Genomic DNA, 25,925 nt, shown 5'->3' on the forward strand with positions numbered 1-25,925 from the left:
TTATTTTTTCTTAAAGGGATTTTTGCCCTTTCTCACAAAGCAGAAATACCATACGCTGCCTCCTGCTGCGGCGATCACAACAATTCCGCCGATTCCCCACCAAAGAACCGCACTTCCGGAACCATTGCTTTCAGACTCTGATTCTACGGAAGTCACGCTTACTTCATTGCCGGATTCATCAAACTCAACAAGTCCGCTTGGTTCAGAAGATTCTTCCGATTCTGAGGCCTCCGGCTCTTCAGAAGACTCCGCACTGCTGTCTGGGGTTTCTGAGGAGTTCTGCACTGAGTTTTCAGATTCTGTGCTTTGAGAAGAGGAAGAGGGAGTCTGTGTAGGTTCAGGAGTAGGTTCCGGCGTGGGTTCCGGTTCCTCAACGGTAATACTGGTTATAAAGTCACCGGAACCGGATTTCAGATTTCCTACGGTAATATAGAAGATAACCTCACGCCCCATAGGGACAACATACATATTGCAGCGGATAATTGAATTTTCACTGTTGACCTTCATACGATAATCCGCTGTATTGTTGCTGTAATCTTCCTGCATCAAGGTTGCTGACACGGAACTGCCATCCACCTGAAACTTTGGAGACTGGATGTTATCCATCAAATTCAAACGAATCGTAACCCAGGTATTTCCGTTAGCATCCACCTCTACCAATGCGCTTTTGTTAAGGGCACTGTCTGTCATGGACTGACCCAGTACGGCAGAACCTTCGCCGCCGGAGTCTTCAATCACACCGGTAGTAGGATGGCGGTAATGAGAGGTTGCAGTTGCGGTGTAAATGCCGTTAGAGGCGGCTAACACGGGTACAGAAGTAATGCCCGCCATTAGGGCGAGCATTACAACCATACCGCAAAGTGCCCTTAAAGCTCTTGTTGCGGTATTTTTCATGTTTTATTCTCCTTCTGTAAATTTACGCTTTCTGCTGATAAAGAGAACGCCGATCATGCCGCCAGAAGCCAGTGCGAGGAGCGCAAAGGGAAGTACATTTGTACTGTCTCCTGTCTGCGGGATATCGCTACCGACGTTTGCACTGTTTTCAGCATCGGTGATTGTGCTTCCCTGTTCCACCAGCGCATAGGTACTGAAGCTCTTTGTCATGACTTTGTAGAAACCGTTTTCGACCGTGCCCTTAACCAGGGTTTTTGTTCCGTCTTCATTGATTCGATACAAAACCACCTTGTCGGCATCGTATCCTTCGGGAATGGGGTAATACACGGTGACAATACCGTTGGGCTGAACCTCAGCGCCATTCAGTTCAAAGTGAATTTCAAACAGGCGGAACTTCTTGCCCACATCGCTCAAAATAGAAGCAGCTCTGTCATAATCAGCACCGGAAGTGATTTGGGTTACTACCTGCTCAACGCCTTCAGGGAAAACGCCTTTATCGGCTTCAACCTTGATTCCGGTTGTAGAATCGGTGACGTTGACTGCCGGGGATTGTTCTACAGGTTCTTCCGGCTGGAAATCAGGATCATCCTCGGTGGTTTCTTTCAAAGTAGACCAGTCGAGTTTGAGTAAAACATTCTGAGTGCCGCTTCCGGCAGAAATATCTTCCATTACCGGCACAAACACTTGAAGCGGAACACAACCGTCCTCATCGTTAAGTGCATCTGATACCAACGAGAATTTAACCTGATCGGGATAGAGTTTCCCTTCATAAGAACCGCCTGTCTGGTTGAATTCATCCATAACATCTGTTCCGTCAGCATTTTTTTGGGTGGACAGCACTTCTGCCGCAATCAATGTTCCATTGATCTCTCCGTATTGATCATACACAAACCCATTGTCATAGTAAGCAAGTTCTGCCAAATAACCGAATTTGTTCAGATAGGAAAGACCTTTGAAATCCATGGTCAAGTAGTACTGTCCGTTTTCTACTGTCAATTTAACAGTATGGTTAATTGCATCATTCGACATGGAAAAATCCTTGCGGTTCACTTTTACCATTTCTCCATAAATGGAATAGACGCCGTCTTCCAAATTATTTTTATCCAATTCACCGTCTTTTTTAAGACTGTCCATCGCCTGCTGCAAAGCAGCAGTCTGGTTATTTACTTCGTTTTGAGAAGCATCTGCGTTTGCCAAAAGGGCTTTCGCTTCCTGGATAGCTGTTTGCAGTTGATTCCATGAATATTCTGTATATCCATTGTTTTTAATCAATTCTGCTTCCTGAATCAGATTATTCAGCTCGGCAGTATCTGCACGTTCAACAAGTCCGTTCATCCCATTTGTCAATTCCTCGACTGCCTTTGTTACTTCTGCGGTACTTGCTTCTGAATCCAGCTGAACCTGCTTTGCCAGATCAACTTTTTCAGAAAACACTTTCCAACTGGATGGAGTATATGCTGTTTCTTCTTTTTCTTCCGCCTCTGCCAGCAAGTCATTCAGCGCAGATTTATCGCCCTTCACTTCCAGGGCGGAAACTGCTTCAACTAGTTGTGCCGCCATATCAGCTTGTTCTTCGGCGGTATATTCTTTCATATTTAAAACCGGTACTGCCGTAAATCCTGTTCCGGACATTTCCAATGTCTGATCCGGCCAGATATTTGTAAGTTTTGTTTGAATATCCTCTACGCAGCTTCTCAGTGCATCATAAGAGTCCGCTGTATAATTTCCCTGCTCAATCTGCTGTGCCTTCCAAAACTGATAAGTCAGGTTGCTTTCCGGATTTTCCACTTTTTCTACAGTGGTCCAATCCACCTGCATTCTGGCATACTGATCACCTGAAGTTGGGCTGATTGAAAACATGATCGGTACAAACACATGAACATACGCAGCGTTCATAACGGTAAAATCTTCAGGATTTTCAGGAATGCTAATATTCCCGTCTTTATCAGCGGATACAACAGGAGTTACATCTAAAGCCATCAGATGAGAATAAGGTTGATCTGCAATATTGATTAGCCGCTCCTCATCATGCCCGTAGCCTGCCGGACGAGTCATTGTTGCCGGATCAGAACCATCATAAACATATTCTGAATCAGGATTATTATACGGATCATAAACTACTGTTCCCAGCTGTGTGCGGTGCTCTGTCATTATCTCTGCAGGAGTGAACACACAATAATCATCATCTGGATATCCGTATTTCGTCAATATTTCCGGAGTAGCTGACTCCAGTTCCATCATAAATCCATATTGTCCGATGTATCCCATGGGCATGAATTCTACCAATGCTGTAGCTTTTCCATCCTCAACAATTACAAGCGATTGATATTCTGTATCGTCCGGATTTTTCTGTAAGAAAGATTCGCTCCCTCTCAATGCCGCATTGCCCATAGAATACGAGCCGTTGCTATTGGCATTCATCATATTGATTGAAGCAGTATAAACTCCATCTTCCACGGGTGCTGTAAGCTGTTTCACCTCACGAGATCCTTCAGGATATGTATTTGCTTTGCTCTCACTCGCAAATACATTTGCAGAGCACAGGCTTGTTGTCATAACTGTTGCCATTACGGCGGCAAGGCCGCGTTTCAGCAACGATTGTTTTGCTGTCGTCACTATTATCTACCTCCATTCTTTTCTAAGCAACATTTAGTTAGTGTTAGCTAACTAAACTATAAAAAGATATGTCTTTTCTACGGCGAATAAGATTTTCTCACTTCCATTCCTCCCATGAAAATATTTTGGTCAAGGGAACAAGCTGTGCGCTTGCTCAGCCCTGATATATCATTGCACTTTTAGAACACTTGGTTAGCGAACACTAACCAAGTGTTCTAAAAAATACTCCTCATGGAGTCTTTTTAGCGTGTGTCATTATAGCAATTTGCATTTTCCTTGTCAACCGTTTTTGTGTTGCAAAACCGCTCCAAATCCGCTGCTTATCATCGCAAAAAGCTCTGGAATACAGTAATAAAGGCACAATCCTCCTTGTTGCAAAACTGCTCCAAAAAATTTTTCGTTTCTTCTGAATCAGCCGCTTTTAATGGATGAACATGGTGAAAACAGCCGTACTCTCCGGCATATGCATATCCCCAACACTGCATTGCATTTTCAGGCATACGCTTCCGTGCAGCAGGGTATCCCGGCCTTTTCCCATAGAGATAAACCGCAGCGCCGTTACCGGAAAAAACACATAACGCCCGTCAATGCCGCCGTCAAAAAACTTTCCCTTGTATAGGTATTGTATTTTTTTGATTCGCCCTTCCATAGTCTTTCCGCTGGAAGCTGATTGAGCGGATATTGTCCTTACCGTCAGATAAACCAAGCCTTCTCGATTTTTTACAATCAATTCGCAGGGATGCTCAAACCCCTCATTCGCCATTGAAATATTATTGTGGTTTTTAATATGTTCTCTATAAACGATAAATGGAAAAAAATAGCTGCCATCTTTAAGATATTCACACAGTTCATTACCAGTAATATTTTTCCGTCCAGCAAAGACTTCTTTCAATGCCATACGTCCTTCCTGCTCTGTCAAACGGTTGATAAAATCTTCAGAAAAACCGGCCGCCAACGCACGCAATGCATTCTCTTTAATCTGGGCAGGAGGAATATCCTGATACAGCATGTATTGTTCCAGTACCTTCATTTGTTTTTGATATGTTTTGGCTATTTTTTCCCCCGAAACCGTCAAAACAGTTTTACGATTTCCTAAACGTTCCACAATATTCAGTTTTTCCAATGAATCCATTGCGCGTGTAATGACCCATTTGCCAACCCTAAGATTTCTGGCAGAATCGGTCACAGTTCTTTTCGATGGTTCTGTGGACAGATAATAAAGCAACAGCTGAATTTGAAGCGGCGTCAAACTTTCTTTTTCAGACACAAAAATCCCTCTTTTTCTGATATGAACTATTCAAATATAAACACTATAAATTCAAACAAATCATCTTCACCATACAAAACCGGTCAGAAACAGCCATACTGACCTTGGTGGATGGTTTTAAGCCGTTTTTGGGAATATAACGGTAATAAGGCTTTTCCGTAACGTCCGTAGGCCCACCGCCGATCTTTCCGGCCAGTTCCGCTGCCGAATCTACATAAAAGAACATCTGCGCATCGGCGTGACCTACCTGTTTCATGTACTTCTTTTGCATCATAGCCATGCCTTTTTTGTTCACTGTATCAAAGACGACTTCTATATCTCCGAATTGTCTGAGCATACGAAACAGGGAAATAACCTTATCTTCCTCAAAATAGTGAAACAGCCCGCCTGCTGTAACAAGGATAGGGGCGTCGGGCAAATCCGTGCGAACCTGCCTGATCCAGTCCTTGGAAAAGGCATCTCCGGCAAGATAGGTCTCCCGTTCCGGCTCCGGGAGCAGTTCCCGCCGGTAGTCAATGACATGCGGCAAATCAACGGCATACCAGCGCGTCTTTCCGTTATCACAGCGGTAATAAGTTGTTTCAAGTCCGCAGCCCAGCTGGACAATCACACCGTCCGGTCTGCGCTTTAAAAACGACCGGATGAAACGGTCCATATTAGCAGACCGCACCGCTGAAGCCAGCAGGGTATACTGGCTCTGACTGCCGTTTTCCTGCAGGTCGGACGGCAGCTTTTCTTTTAATTCCAGAGCCTTTTTATCATATATGATCTGCGGACAGTGCTCACTGGCATAGATCCTGCCCAGCATGGGGACAAACAGGGTGTCCTCCACAACGCCTAACTTGGACATAGCCAAACCTCCTGTATTGATACATTACTTTCTGCCCACAAGCAGCCGGGAAGACCCCAGCATCATCATAGCTGCTCGGCGGTGGGAGCCGAAGGCTTCTTCCGCGGTATCAATGAGCTGGACATCCTGATAGCCCATCTCCCGCAGTTTTTGAGCAAAGGCGTCCATATCACCATACATTTTTGGCTTCATATCATCGTTCAGAGCGAAGACGCCTCCTTTTTTTAACACCCGCAGGCTCTCCAGCAGCAGTTTCTGCATATCTGCACCCATAACATTGTGGTAGACATAGTTGCTGATGACCGCATCAAAACTCTCATCGGGGAAATCCAGATGATTGGCGTCGCCATGCCGGAACACACACCGGGAGGCCACGCCTTCACTTGCGGCGTTTTTCTCACAGAGGGTCTTGCTGTAATTGTAAACAGCTCCCCAGTAATCAACGCCAATCACTTTTGCTTTCGGCCATGTCAGAGCCGCACGGATTGCCAGTGCTCCGGAGCCACATCCAACTTCGAGAATCTTTCCATCGCCGTCATAGTCCAGATGGGAGAGGACAACCCGGTGAACCTGTTCCATGATTCCGCCGCCGCCAAAGGCATACTGGCACCTGATCCATGTGATCCAGACCAGCAGGGCCACCAGCGCCGCCGCAACAACAGAGAACAGAACACCGAGAGCCATGATATGGAACACCGAAAAAGAAAGTACGGCCAAAACCACGGCCAGAGCCGTGATGCCGCCGATAATATAGAACACGGGATTGGACATCCAGCTTCCGTAGTCTTCCCCGTGAGTTCCAAGTCGAATATTCTCCTGTTTTAATTCTTTCTTGTTCATTGCATTATCTCCTCGTATATTTATGATCTCATCAACAATAGTCCTGAGGTTCACAACGAATATCCAACACCTTGTACCCGCATTCTTCCACAGCATGTTTCAGCAGCTGCGTGTCAACGGGGTCTTGTATAAGCAGTTCCGTAATCCCTTTTCTATGAGAAGAAGCCACTTTCTTAACAGAAAATACTTTTCTGATCGCATCGTTTATATGGGCCTCACACATTTCGCAGGACATTCCATCGATTTTCATTGTTATTTTTATCATCATTCGATCCTCACATAGTTAGCGCAGGCTAACCACGATAAATAAAAAACAGTTAGTTAATTCTAACTAATTGATTTTACCATACCATGCTTCATTTTGTCAAGATACTGCGCTAAAGTATTTTCGGATAAAGACAAAGCCACACGCAAAAAACAGCCGTGTTTTGCGTGCGGCATTTGCCTGTCATCCGGTTTGTTTCCGCATTAGAAAATCACACTATGCCAGCGTCCAGTTCTGGCTTTCTGTCTGTAATTTTACCATGCGGGTATAGATACCGTCTTGCCGGAGCAGGGTATCCGGATCGCCCTCTTCCGCCACCATACCATCGGAAAGCACGACGATTTTATCCGCACCGGCTACCGTGCGCATCCGGTGTGCGATCACCAGAACAGTTTTGTCTTTGATCAGCCGTGACAGAGCTGTCTGTATCAGCGTTTCATTCTCCACATCCAGAGAGGCTGTGGCTTCGTCAAGAAGGATGATCGGCGCGTTCTTTAAGAAGGCACGGGCAATAGAGATACGCTGGCGTTCTCCGCCGGAGAGCTCACAACCGTTTTCGCCTATGTTAGTATTCCATTTATCAGGAAGCTTCTCGGCAAATTCATCCACATTGGCAAGCCGTGCCGCAGCCAGAACCTCCTCGTCTGTGGCGTCTTTGTTGCCAATACGGATATTTTCCAGTATGGTGTTGTCAAACAGGGTAACATCCTGAAACACAATGGAATAAAGAGAAAGCAGCGTTTCCGGATCCACTTTCGAGACATCCATACCGCCTACCGTAATTTTTCCCCGGCTCACATCCCAAAACCGGGCTGCCAGACGGGAGACCGTTGTTTTGCCGCCGCCGGAGGGGCCCACCAGCGCGGTTACTTCTCCCTGCTTGGCAGTAAAGCTTACATCCTTTAAAACCGTTTCTCCGGTGTTGTAGGCAAACCCAACATGGTCAAAGGTAATATCGTATCCTTTATTGGAAAGGCTGTTTTTGCCCTGCTGAATGGGATGGTCAAGGATTTCATTCATACGGGCGATATTTGTCCGGGTGGAAATTACCGCCGCCAGATTCTGCAGCGCACCCTGCAAGGGATCATAGAGCCGGGAAACCACCAGCAGGAACAGAAAGAAGGTCAAAATATCCAAACTGCCCTGCATCAACAAAACAGAGCCTGCAAGCGCGACCGTGGCAATCCCGAGCTTTAACACAAGGGAGGCGGATACAACAAAGGCCGCCAAACCGAACTCATTGAGAATGGAGCGGTGTTCCACTGCGCGGATCTTCTTTTCCAACCCTTTAAGGTATTCTTTTTCAGCGTTGTTGGCTTTCAGATCCTGTACCGTTTCGATGCACTCCTGAATTCCGTCCGCGCAGGCCATTTTCGCATCCATGGACTTCTGATTGAAACCTTCCTGTACCTTTGCGGAAAAACCTACAATGGCAAACGCCACCGGCATTACCCAAAGAGCCGCCAGCGCCATACGCCAGTCATAGAAGAACAGGCTGACGGCAATCAAAACCGTAGAGATGATGGAGCCGGCAAGCTCCGGGATAAAGTGGGAAAAGCTCTGCTCTAAAAAGGTGCAGTCCGCCATAATGGTACTGGTAAGATCCGCAAGGTCTTTCTTTCCGAAGAAGGAGAGGGGGATTTTCCGCAGCCGTTCCGCCAATGTAATACGGCGCACGCCGCTTTCCGTATAGGTGGCAAAATAAGTGGCGTTATACTGGAAGTAGGTTGTCAGCAGGATCAATCCCACACAGAGAATACAGCCTACAATATAGAAGGGCAACCGGCTTTCCGGAACACCGCCGTTCATCAGATCGCTCACCATGCAGTACAGCAGCCCAACAGGGAACATAAAAGAGATATTTTGCAGAACGCAGGCGAAGCAACCCTTGATTAAATCCTTTGCGCCCTGTTCGGACAAGGCATATCTTTTTTGCAGACGTCTGATCATCTTACTGTACCTCCTTTTGGACTTTCCACTGAACGGAAGTCTGATAGTTCTTCCACATCCGGGCGAAGAGACCGCCTCTTTCCATCAGCTCACGGCTGGAACCGCTCTCTGCGATTTGCCCGTCTTTTACAACGTAAATCTGATCTGCACCGGCCACCGTGGAAAGCCTGTGGGCAATCATAATGACCGTTTTGCCCTGAGACAGCTTGGAAAAAGCCGCCTGTACTCTGGTTTCATTGTCGGGATCCGCAAAAGCTGTGGCTTCATCCAGAATAATGATGGGGGTATTTTTCAGCATCACGCGGGCAATGGCAATCCGCTGCTGCTCGCCGCCGGAAAGATAGACACCCTTGGTGCCGATCACCGTATCCATACCATCCGGCAGTTTTTCAAGGATATCATCGCACTGGGCATTTTTTAGGGCAGCCATGACTTCCTCCCGGGTAGCTTCCGGTTTGCCCAGACGCACATTCTCAAAGATGGAAGCTTTGATCAGTCGGCTGTTCTGGAACACAAAGGAAACCGTGTTCATCAGTTCTTCCTTCGGAATATTACGGACGTCCACGCCGCCTACCCTTACAGTACCGCTTTGAGGATCGAAGAAGCGGGAGATCAGATTTGCCAGCGTGGTTTTTCCACCGCCGGACGGTCCCACAAAAGCGACTGTCTGCCCGGCAGGAATAGAAATAGATATGCCCTTTAAAACCTCCTTTTCTCCGTCATAGCTGAAATGCACCTGTTCAAGCTCTACAGAGCCGTCTTTCGGATGCTTGGGATGAGCTGTTTCTTTCAGCGGCTCCAAATTCAGAACGCTGTCAATCCGCTGTAAAGCATCGTCCACGATCATAGCGTTTTCGCTCTGGAACATAATTCGTGTGAGCGTCACGGAAATGATCGGCGTAATGATGATATAGAATACCAGATTGAGTAAAAATTCTGTCGTGACCTGATCCTGCGTAAACAACAAGGCTCCTGCGATCAAGAAGACAAATACGCCGTTGATAGCTGCGGTATAGAACATCATCGGCGTGCGCAGCTGCTTGGTATAGGCGATCACCCATACTTTATAACGGTCAATGGAGTCTTTGAATTTCTTAAAGGAAAAGATGGTTTGGCCAAAGGTTTTTACCACCGGAATACCTCGGACATACTCTACCGCTTCATTGGACATATCATCCAGCGCATTCTGGTATTCCTTCATCTTCTGCTGCATTTCCTTTCCGGTCATCGCCATCATAATGAGAAAGCCCAGAAGTACCGGTGCCAGACTCAAAAGACCCAGCCGCCAGTCAAACACAAACAGCAGAACCAGAAGACCGCAGGGGGTTGCAAGGGCGTTCGCACGGTCCGGGAGCTGGTGCGCCAGATAGGTTTCCGTAGCGGCGCTGGATTCATTGACGATTTTGCGCAGCTTACCGCTGCCAAAATGTTCCGCAAATCCCAGGGGGAGTTTTACGATATGGTTCATGGACTGCAAACGCAAATTGGTGGCAATGCGAAATGCGCCCAGATGGGAGCACATCAGCCCGGCGATGTACACCAGTACCGCAATGACCGCAAACATCACTGCCATCCAGCCGTTGTAGGTCAGATTCTGCGCACGGCTGAAATCCGGAGCGACTTCCAGCACTTCACGCATGACCTGCCAGATAAAATAATAAGGCACGAGTGCGATCAATGCGCTGATTGCGGAGAGGATCCAGGACGCATAGGTCAGATATCGGTAACTTCCCGCAATCGTGAGCAGGCGCGATAAATTAGATTGTTTTTTCAAGAGAATTCCTCCTTTACATTTCATTTATGATACAGAGGACAATGATTTGTCCTTCTGATATCTAATTTAGTTAGTTTAAGCTAACTGCAAGTCAAAAATTATAGGGCGTTATTGCCCCATAATTTTCATCCATCCTGCGGTGTAAAAGGCCCGCATTTCCTTTACATAGTTTTCCGCATCGGGAAGCGGCATTTCATGGATAACAAGTTCAAAAAACGTATGAAACATCCCGGTGATCAAAATATGCTCCAGAGTTGGGTCAAGCGGCGGGGAGGGTCTGCCTAATTCCGCCAGCACTCTTTGATAAGCGTGTGTCCCCTCCACTTCAATTTCCACCATCTCATCAATCAGCCCGGAAAAGCGGGTCCCTTCGGAACAACAAAGAATGAGCTTACATTCCTCTAAATGCTGATAGGCATAATGCAGCATATCAAACATGCATACCCCTGATATATCGCCCATCACTTCCGGCTGCTGTTCATGGGGCAGGTCGGCAAATTGCTTCTGAGCGTCCTTAAAACGATCAATCAGGTACTGATAATGCTCGCCAACCAGTGCCTCAAAGAGTTCTTCTTTGCTTTTATAATAACCGTAAAAGGCTCCCAGCGTCTTGCCCAAAGATTTGACGATATTCCGCAGAGAAGCGTCCTTGTAGCCTTTTTGCAAAAACTCCGCCTTTGCCGCCTCATGGATTTGATCCAAGGTTGTCAGATTCTCATCTATGGTACACACCTCCCTAAAAAATATAGCGGCGCTATATATCACTGCTATATTATAGCTGCCCGTAAGCTGAATGTCAAGTGCTTCTGCATTTTTTATGGATGAATAAAAAGAGAGAAACCACACAAAGATTTCTCTCTTTTGGTTGTCCGGCTATATACAGCAGTCATTATCCTGTTTCGGTTTCGGCAGAGCACTCATACTACGCAGGCTGACGCCAAGCGTAGAAAGATTGTGCAGTGCGGCCGATGCTGCAGGAGGTAAAATTCCTGCCAATCCCAAGCCTATCAGCGCCCCGTTAAATCCGATGACAAACCGATAATTTGAGTGAATTCTCGCCATCAAAGCCATTGCAATGCGACGCAGCTTAACAAGCTCCCAAAGACTGTCCGCCGCAATGGTAATATCAGCAATTTCTCTGGCAATTGCTGCGCCGTCACTGATGGCAATTCCCGCATCCGCTTCTGAAAGGGCGGGAGAGTCGTTGATACCATCTCCGACCATTAAAACAATATGTCCTTTTTGGCGCAAATCGGCTACAAATTTTGCTTTATCCGCAGGAAGAACCTCAGCGCAGAATGCGTCAACCCCTAAGCGGTTTGCAACCGCAGATGCCGTCCGATAGCTGTCGCCTGTCAGCATAACTGTTTTTTGAATTCCCAAAGCACGCAGCGCAGACAATACTTCTTTAGCTTCCCTGCGCAGCGGATCGGAAATACAAATCACCGCCGTAAGTTCCCCGCCAATCGCCAAATACAAATGAGAATATTCTTCAGGAAGATGATCAAAACGCTCCTGTTCATTTAGCGGAACAGTTATTCCCTCATCTTCAAAAATGAAGTGCGCACTTCCAATCAACACCTTCTCTTCATTCACCGTACTGGCAATTCCGTGAGCCACTATGTATTCTACCTTGGAATGAAATTCTTCATGGGATAACCCTCTGCACTGCGCTTCTTGTACTACGGCGTTTGCAATAGAATGGGGGAAATGTTCCTCTAAACAGGCTGCAAGACGCAGCATATCCGACTCGTCTCGCCCTCCGAAAGTGATGATCTGCGCAACCTTCGGACAAGCGTGTGTCAATGTGCCTGTTTTATCAAATATAATGGTATCCGCAGCTGCCACCGCTTCTAAGAACTTACCACCTTTTACAGTGATATGTTCTTTTCCGGCTTCGCGCATTGCAGAAAGTACCGCCAGCGGCATGGAAAATTTTAACGCACAGGAAAAATCCACCATGAGCACTGATAAAGCTCGCAGAATATTGCGTGTCAGCAGAAAGCTCAAGATACTTCCGATAAAGGTATACGGAACCAATTTATCTGCAAGGTTAGCCGCTTTGCTTTCGACCGCCGATTTCATCTGTTCGGATTTTTCGATCATGGTTACAATTTGATCATATCGGCTCGAGCCCATCACCTGTTTTACTTCCAGTATGCACTCGCCCTCTTCTACAACGGTACCGGCATACACGGTGTTTCCCGGGTGTTTTACGACCGGTACAGACTCTCCGGTCAAAGAAGCCTGATTGACTGTGACTTCCCCCTCAGCTAAGATACCGTCCATAGGAATCATACTCCCGGTACGAATCACGATTTTGTCACCTGGGCGGATATCTGATACTGCTGTCAGAATTTCTGATTCCGGTGTCTTCAGCCATACCCGATCCACATTCAGGGCCATACAGCGAGCAAGGTCTTCCATTGATTTTTTTCTGGTCCATTCTTCTAACAGTTCGCCCAGTTCCAACAGAAACATGACAGTTCCTGCTGTTCCGAAATCTTTCCTGAATACGGAAATTCCTATGGACAATGCATCCAGCACATCTACCTTCAGTTTTCCTCTCAAAATGCATCGGATTCCCCTTTTCAAAAAAGGGAGCATATGCCATACAATTCGTGCGATCTGCAATGGTTTCGGCAAAAAGAGCATAGACGCTGCTTTCAGTATCACTTTTCCGACCAGCTTTTCCTGAAATTTACGGTTTAATTCACGGCTGCTGTGCAGTGGCAAAGTGATTTGTGATTGCGCTTCCTGCAAGTTAAACTCACGGATAGCCGCCAGCACTTCCTTACGTGACCCGGAGTATTGCAGAATCACACACCCGGTGCGTTCATGGACAGTTACTTGTGTGATCCATGATTTCTTTTGAAACCAATTTTCCAGCACATCTGCTTCCTGCAAAGTCATTTTTTTCTGACTGATTCGAAAACGGATACGCCCTTTGCTTTCGTGTAAAATAATTGCCTTCATTTGTCGCTTCTCCTTCATAAAAAAAGAGCCGTATCAACGGCTCTTTTCTGTTACTCTTCCTTAGAACTTTCAAGTTGTGCGGCTGCCGCTTCTTCCGCTTCTTTTGCAGCTCTTTCTTCATTCAGATCTTTGGCAGAAGCTAAAATATCCGATGCATTTTCCTGTACGGTCGTTACCGTTTCCATGACATAATCTTTCATACGCAATCCTGCGGCTGTTGCGTGAACATATGCTTTTTTAGCGTCTTTGCTGGACAGCAGTTTAATTCCAACCGATCCGAAAAGTGCGCCACCTACAAAAAGAGCCAATTTACTGTATAAACTCATATAGAATCTTCCTTTCCGTTATTTTCTTTTGTATCCTGTAATCATTACCATGAGCAGGCAGATCACGGCTCCCCATGCCCAAAAACGGTGCTGTTTCAACCAGATCCCTCCTTCATAGATTTTGTCTAATTATTATAACAACTTTAGCTAAATCATTCTTTTGGAAACAGACAAAAACTAACGGAATCAGACCTATTTCGATATTCTCTTGGTGTACAATGATAGTATTTTTTAAAAACTACATTGAATTGACTCAAACTGGAATACCCGACAGACTGCGCGATTTCAAGCACTGTCATAGACGAATAGCGAAGAAGTTCACCCGCTTTTTCCATTCGTTTTTGTAGCAGCCAGCTATGGACAGGCTGATCATAGACACTTCGAAAATATCTTTTGAAGGTAGTAGGGGATAAATAAAATCTGCGGCATAAACTGTCAATTGTCATTTTTTCATCTAAATGGAGTTCCATATAGGAACAAACGCTCCTTAAACGATCATGGACTGAACCGTTTTTTTGTAACATTTCTACCTGTTGTACTTGTATCATTTTTTGACTCAGCAAATATAACAGCTCAATGCATTTCCACACACAATAACAATCCTGTTCTATATCATCCAGAATATTTAAAACGGAAAACAGTGAAAACACCCACGGATTTCCTTTGATCAGAAATCCTCCGTTCATTTGCTCTGCATACTGCAAAGCCAAATGAATATCCAAATTCCAATTTCCGATTATTTTGGTTATAGCACAAAGACTATTTTGAATTTTTGGAATTTCCACTGACAAAAGAAATCCCGATGTTTCTTTCTCTGTGTCAGATAAGAAAACGCAAACTTTCTCAGAGACGCAGACAATTTCCTGCTGATGAGCATAAACTGCCTGTCCGTTCAATAACCGAATTCTTATTTTACCAGTAGAGCAAAAGATAAGATTTAAACATTTTTCAGGTATATCCCACAATAAGCAATCGGCACAAGAGGAAACATGAAAGCGAAACAATTTCATTCCGTCGATATTAAAATCGCACCCCGATTTTGTCAAAACAGCCTTTTTAAATGATTCGCTCATCATGTTCCCCTCCTTCCCGTTATCCCAATTTATTAAGTAAACATATTACCTGTTTTCATTCCGGCAAGGGTCGGAGCACAATGTCTGATAATCATTTCGTCAGGCAAGGAATCTCCTCCTTTTTACGCATGTTCATTTAAAATACTGCGCAAGGCCGAAGCCGAACTGGTGTGACAGCGCACAATCTTAATATCTTTCCCTTTTGTTTCATTCAAGGTAGAGCGAACCATTTTATGAGAAACAGTTCCTGTAAACAGCACCAATAAATCTGGTGATCCTATTCCTTTCAGGGCTCCGTCCGTTTTGGGAAAACCTTGGATTTACAATGATACTCATCACAGATTTCCTTATAACGGCGAACCATACATTCATTTCCGCCCACAATGACCACGCTCATACCATTCACCTCTTATTAGATTAGCTAAAGCTAACTGAAAGATGTTTTTTTCACCGCTCCTGCGGTGTTGTTAATATAGTAGCAAATTAAACCGCCACTTTCTGCTCCAAAAAGGTTGTATATAATCCAAACCGACCAAAACTTTATAAAACAGACATCACTACATAACCTAGTTTTTCTATCTGATTTATGATAGAAGTGTCATCTACCGGAGTTTCATACTCCACCAAAACCTGATTCTTTTTCAGGTTTACCGTTGCAGAAACTCCCGCAATACAGTTAACGGATTCTTCAATTCGGTTTTTACAATGTTCACAGTGCATACCGTTCACATAAAATGTTTTTTTCTCAATCACCGTTTTCAGCTTTTTCTTCTTCGGCTTGTATCCGCCTCCAGAACAGCACCCGCCTTTACCTTTCAATCGCTTGATTGTTGCACGCAGCGCAACCAACACAATGATTACTAACAGCACAATAACAATTATATTTTCCATCATATAACCTCCTTAGATTGAAGCTGTATCCGATATATTTCTTCTTTTGCAGACAGATCTGTATTTTACCGGAGAGAGTCCCTTTGCTGATTTAAAAGCACTTGCAAATTTGCTTGCATTTTCATATCCATGCTTACTCGCAATTTCAATCACACTTTCCTCAGTGTGTTCCAGCATATATGCTGCCGATTCCATTTTATGCGCTTTCAAACACGGCAATGGATGATCTCTAAAAAATTTTTGCCTGCAGTTTGACAAATTCCCAGCGAGGATTCCTTTGCATGAATATTATGATAAAACAGCCGGATTCCCGGAAAAACATCATATCCGGTTGTGTTAGAATGATGTAAACCATTCAACCTATCCATCTTTTAAATACCTGCTTCCTTCGGAAAGAGACAGGCAAGTTTTTCTTCAGATAAATTTGCCAGAAAATAACAAATTGCTGTTTCTTCTATGTTGTCACATAGCTCTGAATGAAATAGCCGCTTATTCAATTCCATACTGTACTTTTCATATTCCAAAGCCTTTCCCATTCCATCATCAGTGAGTACAATATGTTTACCACAATCTCTCTTTACATACTGCACCTGCTCAAAAAAATCCATCATACGATGCACACTGGCTTTTGAAACTTTTAGTTCCCTGGCAATATCTGCTCCGCGTACACTTCCTTGCCTCTCATATAATCTCTTTATCGCAATCAAATATCGTATCTGAGAAGCAGTTAATTCCGCATGCTTTTTCATACACAGCTCTCCTAGACTTTAAAAGCAAATGCGGGGCGCGGTTCTATGTCCGCACCCCGCATCATTTGCTTTTATTGATTGCGATCCTTTTCCCGGCGATCGCATTTTCCTTTCGAAGCACACTGTTTTGCATAAGGACAGCCAATACAGCTTTCGCCGCGTTTTTTTGCTTTATACAGATAAACCAGAATGCTTCCCACGATCACCGCAAGAATCAAAAGGATAATCAAATTTTCCATTATGATTTGCTTGCAGCATACGCTTTGCCTGCATTATCCAAAGCATATTCTGTTTTCAGCTTTTTATTGGTATTGCGGATCAAACCGATGATAACAGCCGCAAACACAGCCACTGCCGCAAGTCCTGCAAGAGCTGCGCCTACATTCAAGGTTTCCGGAGCCGTGATAAGGGTTCCGATGGTATAAACCGCATAACCTACGGTATAGCCGACGCCCAGCTGCAAGCCGATTGCGCCCCAAACCCATTTGCTGCTCTTCATTTCGGAGTTCATCGCACCGATCGCCGCAAAGCAAGGCGGTGTGTAAAGGTTAAACATCAGGTAAGCCAGCGCTGCAACTTTGGTGATGGCGATAATGCTTGCAGCCTCTGCGCCTGCACCTTCGATCAAAGCGAGTTCATCGGCATCAATCAGGTTTTCCAGTCCTACAAAGCAAACAGCCAAAGTACCGACGACATTTTCCTTTGCGATAAAGCCAGTTACAGCCGCTGCCGCTAACTGCCAGGACACAACGCCCACGATGGGGACAAGGAGGTAAGCAAACGGACCGGCGATGGAAGCGAGAATAGAAGAATCCGAAGTTTCCGCAACGCCGAAGCTCCAGTTAAATGTCTGCATAATCTGAACAGCTGTGTTACACAAAAGGATAATAGTAGCAGCTTTTACGATGTAAGCCCAGCCGCGGCTGCACATTGCTTTAAAAGCAAACCAGAGAGACGGTGCTTTATATTCCGGCAATTCAATGATAAAGAAGGACTTTCTGTTTTTGTAGCCTGCAATTTTATTGACCAGCAATGCGCCCAGGAAAATAAGTACGATACCGGACAGATACATGGTCGCGCTCACCCAGCCTGCATTGTCAAAAAAGGCACCTGCAAACAAAGCGATGACCGGGATCTTCGCACCACACGGCATAAACGGAGCCAGCATTGCAGTCGCTCTGCGTTCACGATCATTACGGATGGTACGGCTTGCCATAATACCAGGAACTGCACAGCCGATAGTGATAACAAACGGGATAACGGATTTACCGGAAAGACCAACCTTTTTAAAGATCGGGTCAAGTACCACTGCCACACGGGACATATATCCGCAGTCTTCCAAAATAGCGATGAGGAAGTACATGACCATAACCAGCGGCAGGAATCCTACAACAGCAATCACACCGCCGATTACGCCGTCTACCAGCAGTGCCGAAAGGAGAGGATTCGCCCCTTCCATCAGGCCGCCGATCCAGCCCTGGAACATTTCCAGCAGAGGGACCAGTCCCGGAATAAAGGTGCCGTTCGGCAGTTCCACGCCTTCAGCAATCCAGGTGCCCAGATAAGTCTGGGAAATTTCAAATACCAAGAACATGACAACGGCGAAAATCGGAATGCCCAGCCATTTGTTGGTCAGAACGCGGTCAATTTTATCGTTGAGGTTTTTATCTTTCGTCAAAACCTTGCGGGTTTCCACTTCTTTTACAATTCCATTGACAAAATCAAAACGCTTACGGTCTGCAGCCTCTACTGCCTTTTTATCGGTCAGGTCGATATTTCCCTGATGGAACGGAGCTGTTTGATCCGTACCGACCTGAGCCGCCGCCTGCGTTACCACCGCTTTTAAACCTTCTGCAGAAATAGATACTGTTTCTACAACAGGGCAACCCAACTTCTCGGAAAGCTTTTCAGCGTCAATCTTAGTTTCTTTCTTTTTGTTGACATCGCTTTTGTTCAGCGCTACCACAACGGGAATCCCAAGTTCCAGCAACTGTGTGGTAAAGAACAGACTTCTGCTCAAGTTGGTGGAGTCAACAATATTGATGATGACATCCGGATTCTCTTTTTTGACATAGGAGCTTGTGATGCTTTCCTCGCTGGTAAACGGGGACATGGAATATGCACCCGGCAGGTCGACAGCGATTAACTGCTCTCCCCCTGCGTAATAGCTCTTTTTAATAGGATACTCTTTCTTTTCTACTGTAACTCCTGCCCAGTTACCGACTTTTTCATTTCGGCCTGTCAGCGCGTTATACATGGTGGTTTTACCCGAATTCGGGTTACCTGTCAACGCAATTCTCATAGCGGTTCCTCCTCAGATTTTGTCCATGATTTTATGTATAATTAGCATACGCTAACCAACAAACAAAAAATATATCAACCGCTGCAGATGCTATTATACAATAATAGCACCTGCCAGTTGATGATCAATGTTATATCTGCCGTCTTTGATAGAAACGACACATCCACCTTTGAGATGAGATACAACGGTAATCGATTCCCCCGTGTAGCATCCTAAAGAAAACAAAAAGGCATCCATCTCTTCATCGTCAGTTTCAATCGCCTTTATGATATATTCGGTTCCTTCGACCGCTTCTCTTAAGGTCATCTTAAATTACACTCCTAATCATCCGAATAGAACAACTTTATGGCGTTAGCGAAAGCTAACTTGATCGGCTTAAATAAGGTTAGCGACTGCTAACTATTTGACAGTATACTCCATATTTTTTGTTTTGTCAAGCTAAACTATAAAAATTATTATTTTTTTCTTGATTATCATTTAAAGATAACCACCCGGCTTGAATCAAATGTCATTTTATGATATAATATTATAATTCACTAAAAGGAGTTTTTATTATGCATTTACAAGAATCCGGTGAAATGTATTTGGAAACGATCTATATCCTAACCAAAAAGAATCACGATGTCCGCTCGCTGGATGTCGCGGAATATATGAATTTTTCCAAACCAAGTGTCAGCAGAGCGGTTGGCTTGTTAAAGCAAGGGGAATACATTACGGTAGATCAGGAAGGGTATCTGCATCTCACTGCTATGGGAGAGGAAATTGCAGCTAAAATGTACGAGCGGCACATGCTTTTAACGGAATTTTTAATACGGCTAGGTGTCGACCGCGAAACTGCTTCAGCAGACGCCTGTAAAATCGAACATGACATCAGTGACAAATCTTTTGAAGCGATTAAACGACATGTCAACGAAAAGAAAGCTGTATCATTCGAATCAGTATAATTATGCGAAAACCAGAGGCGTTTATTTGCGTCTCTGGTTTGCTTTTATGTAAGGTTCCGTCTCTTTCTGAATATGAAATTTAACAGATTCATATTTAAAAATACAATTGAATAATGCAGTAAACCATGAAAACCATGATAAAACAACAATCAGTTAGCATTAACTAACTGATTGTTGTTTTAGGAACGGAGTGATACTTTGGATCATGTTTTTCCAGCTTTTTTCTGACACTTCTTGCCGGTCTCAGTACCGGTGTCGGCAGTTTCATCGCTTTTCTCTGCCGCCATACAAACCGAAAATTTCTTTCTGTCGCCCTAGGCTTTTCTGCCGGTGTTATGATCTATGTTTCCATGATTGAAATTTTCTTTAAAGCACAAGAAGCACTGGTCGCTCAAATGGGACATCGTATAGGCAGTTGGATCACTGTTGCTGCTTTTTTCGGCGGAATGCTGGTCATCGCAATCATCGACAAACTGATTCCGCCAGGCGAAAACCCCCATGAAATAAGGAAAATCGAAGATGTGCAAACTAAAGATCCGCAACCGAAACGATTGATGAGAATGGGCATATTTACAGTGCTGGCAATTGCTATTCATAATATACCTGTCCGCCATGCTTATACGCCCTTTTCTTCTGCGGCGTATATTCGATGTACCGGAAGGCTACCGTTTTTTGCTTCTGGATCGCTTCGTGGAGCGTGTCCACAGCATAATAGACGGACTCGTTGCTGGTTTTGACCTTGCCGTCCACAAAGAGACTGCGTTTGAGCGTATCGCTTTGATAGGGGCTTGCAAGCTCCGTCACCTTGCCGATCAATTCCTTGCTCTTTTTCGGGGAGATGAATTTGGCGGCCTGCACTGCGTCCACCAGCAGCTTCAGCTCGGCAAGCTCCATATGGCGGGAGCCGATAAAGTATTCGTTCTGCCGGCTGCGGTTGCATATCACATCAAAGCCGCTGTTCTGCAGCTCGGCAGCGTCCTCCGCCACAGTTTTCCGCGTGGTGGAAATCCCGATGGAGGCAAGGTATTGGATGATGTCCGCCGCAGTGGCAGGATGCTCCTCATCCGTGTGATCCCAGTAGTTCTTCAGATGCAGGCAAAATCCTAAGAAACCAGCCTGGTACGGGTCTGCCATCTGCGAAAAAACTGTTATTTGCTACCCATAAACGAGCCTATGTATTCTTTAATTGTCATCTAGTCTTCATCTTGATCTTCTTTGAGTTGGTCTTAGGTATACTGCTCCGCAATCTTTTTTGCATTCTTACCTGCTGTGTCGACATACTGAGATATTATGTTGGCGCCAAACTTTATACATCACCCATGCTCGATACAGCCGCTCACTTTTCTAAACTATTTCGATGTTTTGAAAGGGGGTTCTGCATTTGGCAAGTTATCGATTTTGCACGGCTGACAACAGAGTTTGCTTGAGCCGCTCTTCAATTCCCGCTAACTCTACTTCCGCATTCTGACGGGCGGCGCGGCCCTCCTGCTGGATTTTGATGGTTTCTTCTATGGTAGAGATCAAATCGGCGTTGACCTTTTTCAGCGTTTCCAGATCCACGATGCCGCGTTCGGATTCTCTAGCTACTTCCACGCTGTTCTGCTTCAGCAGTTCCGCATTTTTGGTGAGCAGCGTATTGGTGGCGTCGGTTACGCTCCTCTGCATCTGCAACACGGTTTCCTGCCGGTGCAGACCCAGGGCAATGACAACCTGGCTTTTCCAAAGCGGGATGGTGCTGAGCACGGCCGTCTGGATCTTATCCACCAGCATTTTGTCGTTATTCTGGATCAGGCGGATCTGCGGCGCCGTCTGGATGGCAATGGTCTTGCTGAGTTTCAGATCGTGGATTTTCTTTTCAAAACGGTTCACCGTATCCTCAAAGTCCCGCACCGCCTGGGCGCTCATGGGATCGCCTTTGGCTGATGCCTCCGCATGGAGCTTTGGAAGGGTGGTTTCCCGCAATTCCTTCAACTTTTCCTCGCCAGCGGCAATATAGATCTGCAGCTCCTGGAAATATTCAAGATTCTTTTCATACAGCCCGTCGAACATGGTGACGTCCTTGAGCATCTGCATCCGCGCCTGTTCCAGTTCCTGCTCGATGCGGTCGATCTGTACCTCAAGCTTTTCATACCGCTGCATAAATTTTTTGATTGCACGGGAGGCGTTCTTCAGAAAAGGGATTTTATCTAAAATGCCGTTGTCCAACTGGTCGACGCCCACATCCTTGACCTTCAAGACCAGATCCGACATCAGTTCTCCCACATAGCCGCTGTCCTTGCTGCGCACCTGTGTGAGGATGTTGTCGGAAAAGCTGGAAATATTCCGCTGCGCTCCAATGCCGTACTGAAGCGCAGTCTGGGAATCCATCAGGTCGATACTGTTTTTTAACTCTTCTACCCGCTCTCTCTGCTCTGGGGTCAATTCTTCTATCTGGGTGCAGACCGTCTCCACATCCACCGGCTCCTGTTTTTGCAGGGCAGTATTCTCTTTCCCCTGCATTAAAGTATCCAAAGTAATTTCTTCTGCCATATCCTATTCATTCCTTCCTGCACTCTCTATGAGAGGGCCTTGATAATTTGATCCATGGTATTTGCGTCAGGCATCGGCGCCACCTGGGTAATCTCATTCGCAATACCCGATACGCCAAAATGCTCTGCATCCGTCGGGGTATCATACACGCCGGTACGGAACCCGTGCTTTTCCCAGGCAAGCCGCTGGATGTCCTCATCCAGCAGCGCGTCAATCCCGGCGGTCCCCGCCTCGTCCAACGCTATATATACATGGGAGGACCAGACAGTAGGCGTCGGGTACATCATCACGATATCCTCTTTTATCTGTTCCCAGGTATCCGGGTTCTCCGCCGCAAATTCCAGCAGCTGGTTTTCATAGCCGGCGATCAGGGGCTTGGCGCCCATGCCGGTTTTTAGGAACTGGTCAAACAGATCGGAGGACGAACTTTCCATATACCCCAGTTTCTGAAAGATGCTTTGAAGCCGGGGCAGGATTGCCGGGAGATTGCTTTCGTCTGCCACGCCGCCGCAGAGGGTATTGGCCAAAAGGCCGGCGAACATATTGCCGGAATTGGATTTAGTGGGATCGGTGGTGCCCACAGTGATGCTGCCGTAAAGCTGGGGAAGGCCGATATCCGCCCAAGCTGTCCCAGCTTCAATAGCCTCGGTCAGTTTGACCATATTTACTGTATACACGCCGTCGGTCTGCGAGGCGATTCCGCTGTCAACCAGCGCCTGCGCTACGGCACTGCGGGTATACAGGACAATGGGCGTATTCAGGATAATTTCGCTTTTCACCGGGTCTCCGTTGATCTGCTTATACAACTCCAGCGCCGTCTGGTTGGAAGGAAACAGGAAGTCCCGCCCTGTAGCGTCGGCGGTGATCATGTCGATGGAACCGGCTTTCGCATAGTCGATGACCAGCTTGTACCTGTCCCGCAGGATGTCCTGTACTTCCTCGTCTTCCAGCAGGCCGATTTTTTCGCCGCCCACATAACCGTTGATTTCGGCAACAGTCTGATTGTTACTTATGAACACATAGGCGACAGCAGCTATGATAACGGCCGCTAAAATACCTAAACCAATAAGTTTTGTCTTCATTTCCCGCCCTCCATTTTCAAAGTGCTCTTCAAAAGCTCAATATCCGCCTCTACGTCCAGCAGTTCCCCCTGCATTAGATGGGTAAACTGCTTCTCAAAGGCTTTGTTCAGCACCGGCAGGGATTCAGCGGTTTTACAAAGGATTTCCATAACCTCCTCCGAATGGAGTCCCGTATTTTGAAAATCCACATAACGTGCCAAAAGCTTGGCAGCCGTATCCAGATAATAGGTAAAGAAACGGCGTGCAAGCTTGATTTTGTCTGGGTTTTCCTTGAGGTAAGCAAGGATTCTTGTCCCGGTGGCGTACAAAGCCTGCGCATTATGTTGCACGGCAGGATCCGCGATGGCCTTCACCGCTTTGTCAATGTCCGCCAGGTCTGTCTGGGCGTCATCCAAAAGCTTCTGGATTTCCTCGCCGCCTGGCATGGATTCCACATCAATGCCCGCGATCCTCCGGTTGGGTTTCAGCAAAAAGAACAGCCCAAAGTAGACGCCGACGCACAGCAGGATACAGACAATCAGGTTCCAGTGGAGGAACAGGAATAATAATAAAAACAGGATAGCCGCAATCAGGGCAGAAGCTATCATTCGCGGGGTATCTTTCATCAGTTATACCCCTTTACGCTCCGGAAAGCCTCCGTCAGATTCTCCCGGCCGTCGAATACCCGGGCGTTGGTATATTGCGCCAGTTCCTCCAGCTGGGTTTCGTCGGCATCCCCGAACATGATGGAAAAGACCGGAACCTCGGCCCCAAGATCTTCATAAGCATCCTCAAAATCATAGAGGGAACCGCCGGACTGCCCATCGGTCAGCAGGATAATGGCGGGAGTATACTGGGACAGATCATATTCCTTAAGCATTTCGATTCCCCGCACAGCAGCCGTGTACATATCTGTACCGCCGCCTACCTCCTGATTTTTCACTTCATCATAGAGAGCCTCCAGTTCGCTGCCATTGCCTTCCGCCGTATAGGTATTGATCACGCCATCGTTAAAAGGAATCAGGATATTCACTTCGTTTTCCGACGCCTGCAGGAAATTTTCCCGGGCGTTCTCCTGAATCAGCAACTGCTCCATGGCCTGAACAAGCTGTTCGTTGCCTGTGCCGCTCATACTGCCGGAATAGTCCAGGCAGTAGACGGTGAGGGAAGGCTTGCGGAAATCGGTTTGATATAAGTTCAGACACTCAAACAGGACATCGGAAGCCGGCATTTTGATCGGCGACAGCACCCGGTCGGGCTGCAGGCCCCAGTCGGAGCGAAATACTTCCTTGTTTTTCTCGGAAACGCCGGTATAGCCCGAACGGCGGCCGGTGCGCTGGATCTCATCCTGCGTGTCCTCCGACAGCAGATATTCCTGCAGCTTCAAAAACAACTCTTCCTGCTTATCGTCGCCTTTATCCACATATCCCAGCGGGGAATCCGCAATAGACAGCCCGTCATAGGGATATACCGCATACAGCGGCTCTTCTCCGCGCGCCTCCAGTTCTTTGTTGGCCTGGATAATCAGGCACTCGTAGTTGACCATGGCGTCGTAATCGCCTTCCAAAAACATATCCTTGAGCCAGTCGGAGCTGCCGGAGGAACGGTCCACACCCGAAAGCAGTTCCTTCATCTGGGTTTTCAGGCTTTCATTCTGCAAATCCTCTTCTGTGATGACCTCCGGGTTGCCCAGAAGGGCGTACAGAAAACCGATGTACGCGCTGGCGCCGGAATTTGACTGGGTAGCGCTGGTCATGCAGAAGCGGAGTTCCCCGCTTTGGATCGCCTGAAGCAGGTCGTTGACCGATACTTCGCGCCCCACAAACCCAAGCTCCTCCGCCAGGCTTTTGCGAATGCCGAATACCACCGGCGTGATGGATATCGACTCTGCGTGTTTGATCCGGCGCTCCGTATCTCCCACCGTCAGCCACAGGCTGCTGGCCGGCCACACGGCATCATAAGGGATTTCCTCTGCTCCCAGCAGACGCATGATATCCAGAGACCCCTGGTAGGTCATTTCGATGCGTATATTTTCCTGTTTTGCAAACTCCTCCAAGATCGGCTCCAGCTCCGCGTTTTCCGATCCGGAAATGATGCGCAGCACCGAGCTGCCATTGCCTAAAACCGTATCCGCTTCACCGCTGTCTGTGTCTCCAAAATCACAGCCGCCAAATATGGTTAATATAACGGACAGCATTAGCAGCAAAGCAATGGAACGCTTGATACATTTCATAAATAGACCCCCTCCCGATTGATTCTCTCGATATGAATATCAGGGCTTACACTGATCCCATTTTGAAGATAGTATAGTTTTATCTTACTTTACACTCTGTAAAAGTATCTACCACAGCAATATAAAGCCTGTGTAAAATTTGCGTTATATCTTTATTGCCACTTTAGCCTTCGGATATATTTTTTCGGATAAGCTCTGCTGAAATCATGGAGAAATAAATGCGAAAGGAGAAGGTCGTGAATTACGTTTTATTGCCGAAGGTCTGGATGCTTAGAAAACAAATGCGGGACAGCATAGCAGGGTTACCATGCTGTCCCGCATAGATTGAATTACTGTCTTCCAGGTGCGCAAGCAACCAAATTACCTGCCCGCGCAGCTAAAGAAT

General features: G+C 46.4%; 25 protein-coding genes and 1 pseudogene. 2 read left to right on the forward strand and 24 right to left on the reverse strand.

Annotation, left to right across the window (positions count from 1 at the left end; translation table 11 throughout):
• The 19 genes from H6A12_RS07635 to H6A12_RS07720 form a co-directional block, all read right to left on the reverse strand.
• The gene (locus tag H6A12_RS07635) at nucleotides 1-894 is read right to left on the reverse strand and encodes a heme-binding Shp domain-containing protein (RefSeq protein WP_204446538.1); all 894 of its coding nucleotides are present in this window, start codon (nucleotides 892-894) and stop codon (nucleotides 1-3) included.
• 3 nt (nucleotides 895-897) lie between these two features.
• Nucleotides 898-3,510, reverse strand: coding sequence for an NEAT domain-containing protein (locus tag H6A12_RS13685; RefSeq protein WP_204446539.1), 2,613 nt, complete (start codon nucleotides 3,508-3,510; stop codon nucleotides 898-900).
• A gap of 421 nt (nucleotides 3,511-3,931) precedes the next feature.
• Nucleotides 3,932-4,777 (reverse strand): hypothetical protein, encoded by an 846-nt coding sequence (locus tag H6A12_RS07645; protein WP_204446544.1) that lies wholly within the window; start codon nucleotides 4,775-4,777, stop codon nucleotides 3,932-3,934.
• 43 nt (nucleotides 4,778-4,820) lie between these two features.
• Complete coding sequence (locus H6A12_RS07650) at nucleotides 4,821-5,627, reverse strand: class I SAM-dependent methyltransferase (RefSeq protein ID WP_204446545.1); 807 nt, start codon at nucleotides 5,625-5,627, stop codon at nucleotides 4,821-4,823.
• Between the two features lie 24 nt (nucleotides 5,628-5,651).
• On the reverse strand, nucleotides 5,652-6,467 hold the full coding sequence (locus H6A12_RS07655; protein WP_204446546.1) for a class I SAM-dependent methyltransferase: 816 nt from the start codon (nucleotides 6,465-6,467) through the stop codon (nucleotides 5,652-5,654).
• A 481-nt stretch (nucleotides 6,468-6,948) separates the two neighbouring features.
• Nucleotides 6,949-8,682, reverse strand: a complete 1,734-nt coding sequence (locus tag H6A12_RS07660) for an ABC transporter ATP-binding protein (RefSeq protein ID WP_204446548.1) — start codon at nucleotides 8,680-8,682, stop codon at nucleotides 6,949-6,951.
• A gap of 1 nt (nucleotide 8,683) precedes the next feature.
• Nucleotides 8,684-10,456, reverse strand: coding sequence for an ABC transporter ATP-binding protein (locus H6A12_RS07665; protein WP_204446549.1), 1,773 nt, complete (start codon nucleotides 10,454-10,456; stop codon nucleotides 8,684-8,686).
• Between the two features lie 108 nt (nucleotides 10,457-10,564).
• Nucleotides 10,565-11,188, reverse strand: a complete 624-nt coding sequence (locus H6A12_RS07670) for a TetR family transcriptional regulator (protein ID WP_204446610.1) — start codon at nucleotides 11,186-11,188, stop codon at nucleotides 10,565-10,567.
• Nucleotides 11,189-11,329: 141 nt separating this feature from the next.
• The gene (locus tag H6A12_RS07675) at nucleotides 11,330-13,432 is read right to left on the reverse strand and encodes a heavy metal translocating P-type ATPase (RefSeq protein WP_204446550.1); all 2,103 of its coding nucleotides are present in this window, start codon (nucleotides 13,430-13,432) and stop codon (nucleotides 11,330-11,332) included.
• 50 nt (nucleotides 13,433-13,482) lie between these two features.
• Nucleotides 13,483-13,758 (reverse strand): DUF6110 family protein, encoded by a 276-nt coding sequence (locus tag H6A12_RS07680; protein WP_204446551.1) that lies wholly within the window; start codon nucleotides 13,756-13,758, stop codon nucleotides 13,483-13,485.
• 152 nt (nucleotides 13,759-13,910) lie between these two features.
• Nucleotides 13,911-14,834, reverse strand: coding sequence for a helix-turn-helix domain-containing protein (locus H6A12_RS07685; RefSeq protein WP_204446552.1), 924 nt, complete (start codon nucleotides 14,832-14,834; stop codon nucleotides 13,911-13,913).
• Between the two features lie 119 nt (nucleotides 14,835-14,953).
• Nucleotides 14,954-15,061: a hypothetical protein gene (locus H6A12_RS13790; RefSeq protein ID WP_430623634.1), complete on the reverse strand. Its 108-nt coding sequence runs from the start codon at nucleotides 15,059-15,061 to the stop codon at nucleotides 14,954-14,956.
• A gap of 56 nt (nucleotides 15,062-15,117) precedes the next feature.
• Nucleotides 15,118-15,228 carry a DUF2325 domain-containing protein gene (locus H6A12_RS13795; RefSeq protein WP_430623632.1) on the reverse strand — a complete coding sequence of 37 codons (111 nt, stop codon included), beginning with the start codon at nucleotides 15,226-15,228 and terminating at the stop codon, nucleotides 15,118-15,120.
• 143 nt (nucleotides 15,229-15,371) lie between these two features.
• Nucleotides 15,372-15,725: a heavy-metal-associated domain-containing protein gene (locus H6A12_RS07695; protein WP_204446555.1), complete on the reverse strand. Its 354-nt coding sequence runs from the start codon at nucleotides 15,723-15,725 to the stop codon at nucleotides 15,372-15,374.
• Between the two features lie 9 nt (nucleotides 15,726-15,734).
• Nucleotides 15,735-15,980: a helix-turn-helix domain-containing protein gene (locus H6A12_RS13800; RefSeq protein ID WP_430623633.1), complete on the reverse strand. Its 246-nt coding sequence runs from the start codon at nucleotides 15,978-15,980 to the stop codon at nucleotides 15,735-15,737.
• 113 nt (nucleotides 15,981-16,093) lie between these two features.
• Nucleotides 16,094-16,471 (reverse strand): DUF603 domain-containing protein, encoded by a 378-nt coding sequence (locus H6A12_RS07705; protein WP_204446560.1) that lies wholly within the window; start codon nucleotides 16,469-16,471, stop codon nucleotides 16,094-16,096.
• 71 nt (nucleotides 16,472-16,542) lie between these two features.
• Nucleotides 16,543-16,710, reverse strand: coding sequence for a FeoB-associated Cys-rich membrane protein (locus tag H6A12_RS07710; protein WP_204446563.1), 168 nt, complete (start codon nucleotides 16,708-16,710; stop codon nucleotides 16,543-16,545).
• A complete protein-coding gene (gene feoB / locus H6A12_RS07715; RefSeq protein ID WP_204446565.1) occupies nucleotides 16,710-18,773 on the reverse strand; it encodes a ferrous iron transporter B in 2,064 nt (687 codons plus the stop codon). Before feoB ends, H6A12_RS07710 begins: the two co-directional genes overlap by 1 nt.
• A gap of 93 nt (nucleotides 18,774-18,866) precedes the next feature.
• Nucleotides 18,867-19,079, reverse strand: coding sequence for a FeoA family protein (locus H6A12_RS07720; protein ID WP_204446568.1), 213 nt, complete (start codon nucleotides 19,077-19,079; stop codon nucleotides 18,867-18,869).
• Nucleotides 19,080-19,327: 248 nt separating this feature from the next.
• Between H6A12_RS07720 and H6A12_RS07725 the strand changes: the two genes are divergently transcribed.
• Nucleotides 19,328-19,717 (forward strand): metal-dependent transcriptional regulator, encoded by a 390-nt coding sequence (locus H6A12_RS07725; protein ID WP_204446570.1) that lies wholly within the window; start codon nucleotides 19,328-19,330, stop codon nucleotides 19,715-19,717.
• Between the two features lie 224 nt (nucleotides 19,718-19,941).
• A pseudogene (locus tag H6A12_RS13430) lies at nucleotides 19,942-20,322 on the forward strand (zinc transporter ZupT); the annotation flags it as partial.
• On the opposite strand, the gene H6A12_RS07730 reads toward H6A12_RS13430, so the two are convergent.
• The 5 genes from H6A12_RS07730 to H6A12_RS07750 form a co-directional block, all read right to left on the reverse strand.
• Nucleotides 20,306-20,851 carry a hypothetical protein gene (locus H6A12_RS07730; RefSeq protein WP_204446572.1) on the reverse strand — a complete coding sequence of 182 codons (546 nt, stop codon included), beginning with the start codon at nucleotides 20,849-20,851 and terminating at the stop codon, nucleotides 20,306-20,308. The pseudogene H6A12_RS13430 and the gene H6A12_RS07730 sit on opposite strands and share 17 nt — an antisense overlap.
• A gap of 255 nt (nucleotides 20,852-21,106) precedes the next feature.
• Complete coding sequence (locus H6A12_RS07735; RefSeq protein WP_243415391.1) at nucleotides 21,107-22,246, reverse strand: toxic anion resistance protein; 1,140 nt, start codon at nucleotides 22,244-22,246, stop codon at nucleotides 21,107-21,109.
• A gap of 26 nt (nucleotides 22,247-22,272) precedes the next feature.
• Entirely contained in the window at nucleotides 22,273-23,328 is a 1,056-nt protein-coding gene (locus H6A12_RS07740) for a hypothetical protein (protein WP_204446574.1), read from the reverse strand.
• Nucleotides 23,325-23,933: a 5-bromo-4-chloroindolyl phosphate hydrolysis family protein gene (locus H6A12_RS07745; protein ID WP_204446577.1), complete on the reverse strand. Its 609-nt coding sequence runs from the start codon at nucleotides 23,931-23,933 to the stop codon at nucleotides 23,325-23,327. Before H6A12_RS07745 ends, H6A12_RS07740 begins: the two co-directional genes overlap by 4 nt.
• The gene (locus H6A12_RS07750; protein ID WP_204446579.1) at nucleotides 23,933-25,540 is read right to left on the reverse strand and encodes a substrate-binding and vWA domain-containing protein; all 1,608 of its coding nucleotides are present in this window, start codon (nucleotides 25,538-25,540) and stop codon (nucleotides 23,933-23,935) included. Before H6A12_RS07750 ends, H6A12_RS07745 begins: the two co-directional genes overlap by 1 nt.
• Between the last annotated feature and the right edge of the window lie 385 nt (nucleotides 25,541-25,925).

The organism is Merdimmobilis hominis (genome assembly GCF_016901855.1).
Taxonomy (GTDB): domain Bacteria; phylum Bacillota; class Clostridia; order Oscillospirales; family Ruminococcaceae; genus Paludihabitans.

What these genes read in the sequence shown, in the direction of transcription:
- H6A12_RS07635 (WP_204446538.1), bottom strand. Translation starts at nt 894, where the DNA reads ATGAAAAATACCGCAACAAGAGCTTTAAGGGCACTTTGCGGTATGGTT.
- H6A12_RS07650 (WP_204446545.1), bottom strand. Translation starts at nt 5,627, where the DNA reads ATGTCCAAGTTAGGCGTTGTGGAGGACACCCTGTTTGTCCCCATGCTG.
- H6A12_RS07655 (WP_204446546.1), bottom strand. Translation starts at nt 6,467, where the DNA reads ATGAACAAGAAAGAATTAAAACAGGAGAATATTCGACTTGGAACTCAC.
- H6A12_RS07660 (WP_204446548.1), bottom strand. Translation starts at nt 8,682, where the DNA reads ATGATCAGACGTCTGCAAAAAAGATATGCCTTGTCCGAACAGGGCGCA.
- H6A12_RS07675 (WP_204446550.1), bottom strand. Translation starts at nt 13,432, where the DNA reads ATGAAGGCAATTATTTTACACGAAAGCAAAGGGCGTATCCGTTTTCGA.
- H6A12_RS07680 (WP_204446551.1), bottom strand. Translation starts at nt 13,758, where the DNA reads ATGAGTTTATACAGTAAATTGGCTCTTTTTGTAGGTGGCGCACTTTTC.
- H6A12_RS07685 (WP_204446552.1), bottom strand. Translation starts at nt 14,834, where the DNA reads ATGATGAGCGAATCATTTAAAAAGGCTGTTTTGACAAAATCGGGGTGC.
- H6A12_RS13790 (WP_430623634.1), bottom strand. Translation starts at nt 15,061, where the DNA reads ATGGTTCGCTCTACCTTGAATGAAACAAAAGGGAAAGATATTAAGATT.
- H6A12_RS13795 (WP_430623632.1), bottom strand. Translation starts at nt 15,228, where the DNA reads ATGAGCGTGGTCATTGTGGGCGGAAATGAATGTATGGTTCGCCGTTAT.
- H6A12_RS07695 (WP_204446555.1), bottom strand. Translation starts at nt 15,725, where the DNA reads ATGATGGAAAATATAATTGTTATTGTGCTGTTAGTAATCATTGTGTTG.
- H6A12_RS07705 (WP_204446560.1), bottom strand. Translation starts at nt 16,471, where the DNA reads ATGAAAAAGCATGCGGAATTAACTGCTTCTCAGATACGATATTTGATT.
- H6A12_RS07710 (WP_204446563.1), bottom strand. Translation starts at nt 16,710, where the DNA reads ATGGAAAATTTGATTATCCTTTTGATTCTTGCGGTGATCGTGGGAAGC.
- feoB (WP_204446565.1), bottom strand. Translation starts at nt 18,773, where the DNA reads ATGAGAATTGCGTTGACAGGTAACCCGAATTCGGGTAAAACCACCATG.
- H6A12_RS07720 (WP_204446568.1), bottom strand. Translation starts at nt 19,079, where the DNA reads ATGACCTTAAGAGAAGCGGTCGAAGGAACCGAATATATCATAAAGGCG.
- H6A12_RS07725 (WP_204446570.1), top strand. Translation starts at nt 19,328, where the DNA reads ATGCATTTACAAGAATCCGGTGAAATGTATTTGGAAACGATCTATATC.
- H6A12_RS07730 (WP_204446572.1), bottom strand. Translation starts at nt 20,851, where the DNA reads ATGGCAGACCCGTACCAGGCTGGTTTCTTAGGATTTTGCCTGCATCTG.
- H6A12_RS07735 (WP_243415391.1), bottom strand. Translation starts at nt 22,246, where the DNA reads ATGGCAGAAGAAATTACTTTGGATACTTTAATGCAGGGGAAAGAGAAT.
- H6A12_RS07740 (WP_204446574.1), bottom strand. Translation starts at nt 23,328, where the DNA reads ATGAAGACAAAACTTATTGGTTTAGGTATTTTAGCGGCCGTTATCATA.
- H6A12_RS07745 (WP_204446577.1), bottom strand. Translation starts at nt 23,933, where the DNA reads ATGAAAGATACCCCGCGAATGATAGCTTCTGCCCTGATTGCGGCTATC.
- H6A12_RS07750 (WP_204446579.1), bottom strand. Translation starts at nt 25,540, where the DNA reads ATGAAATGTATCAAGCGTTCCATTGCTTTGCTGCTAATGCTGTCCGTT.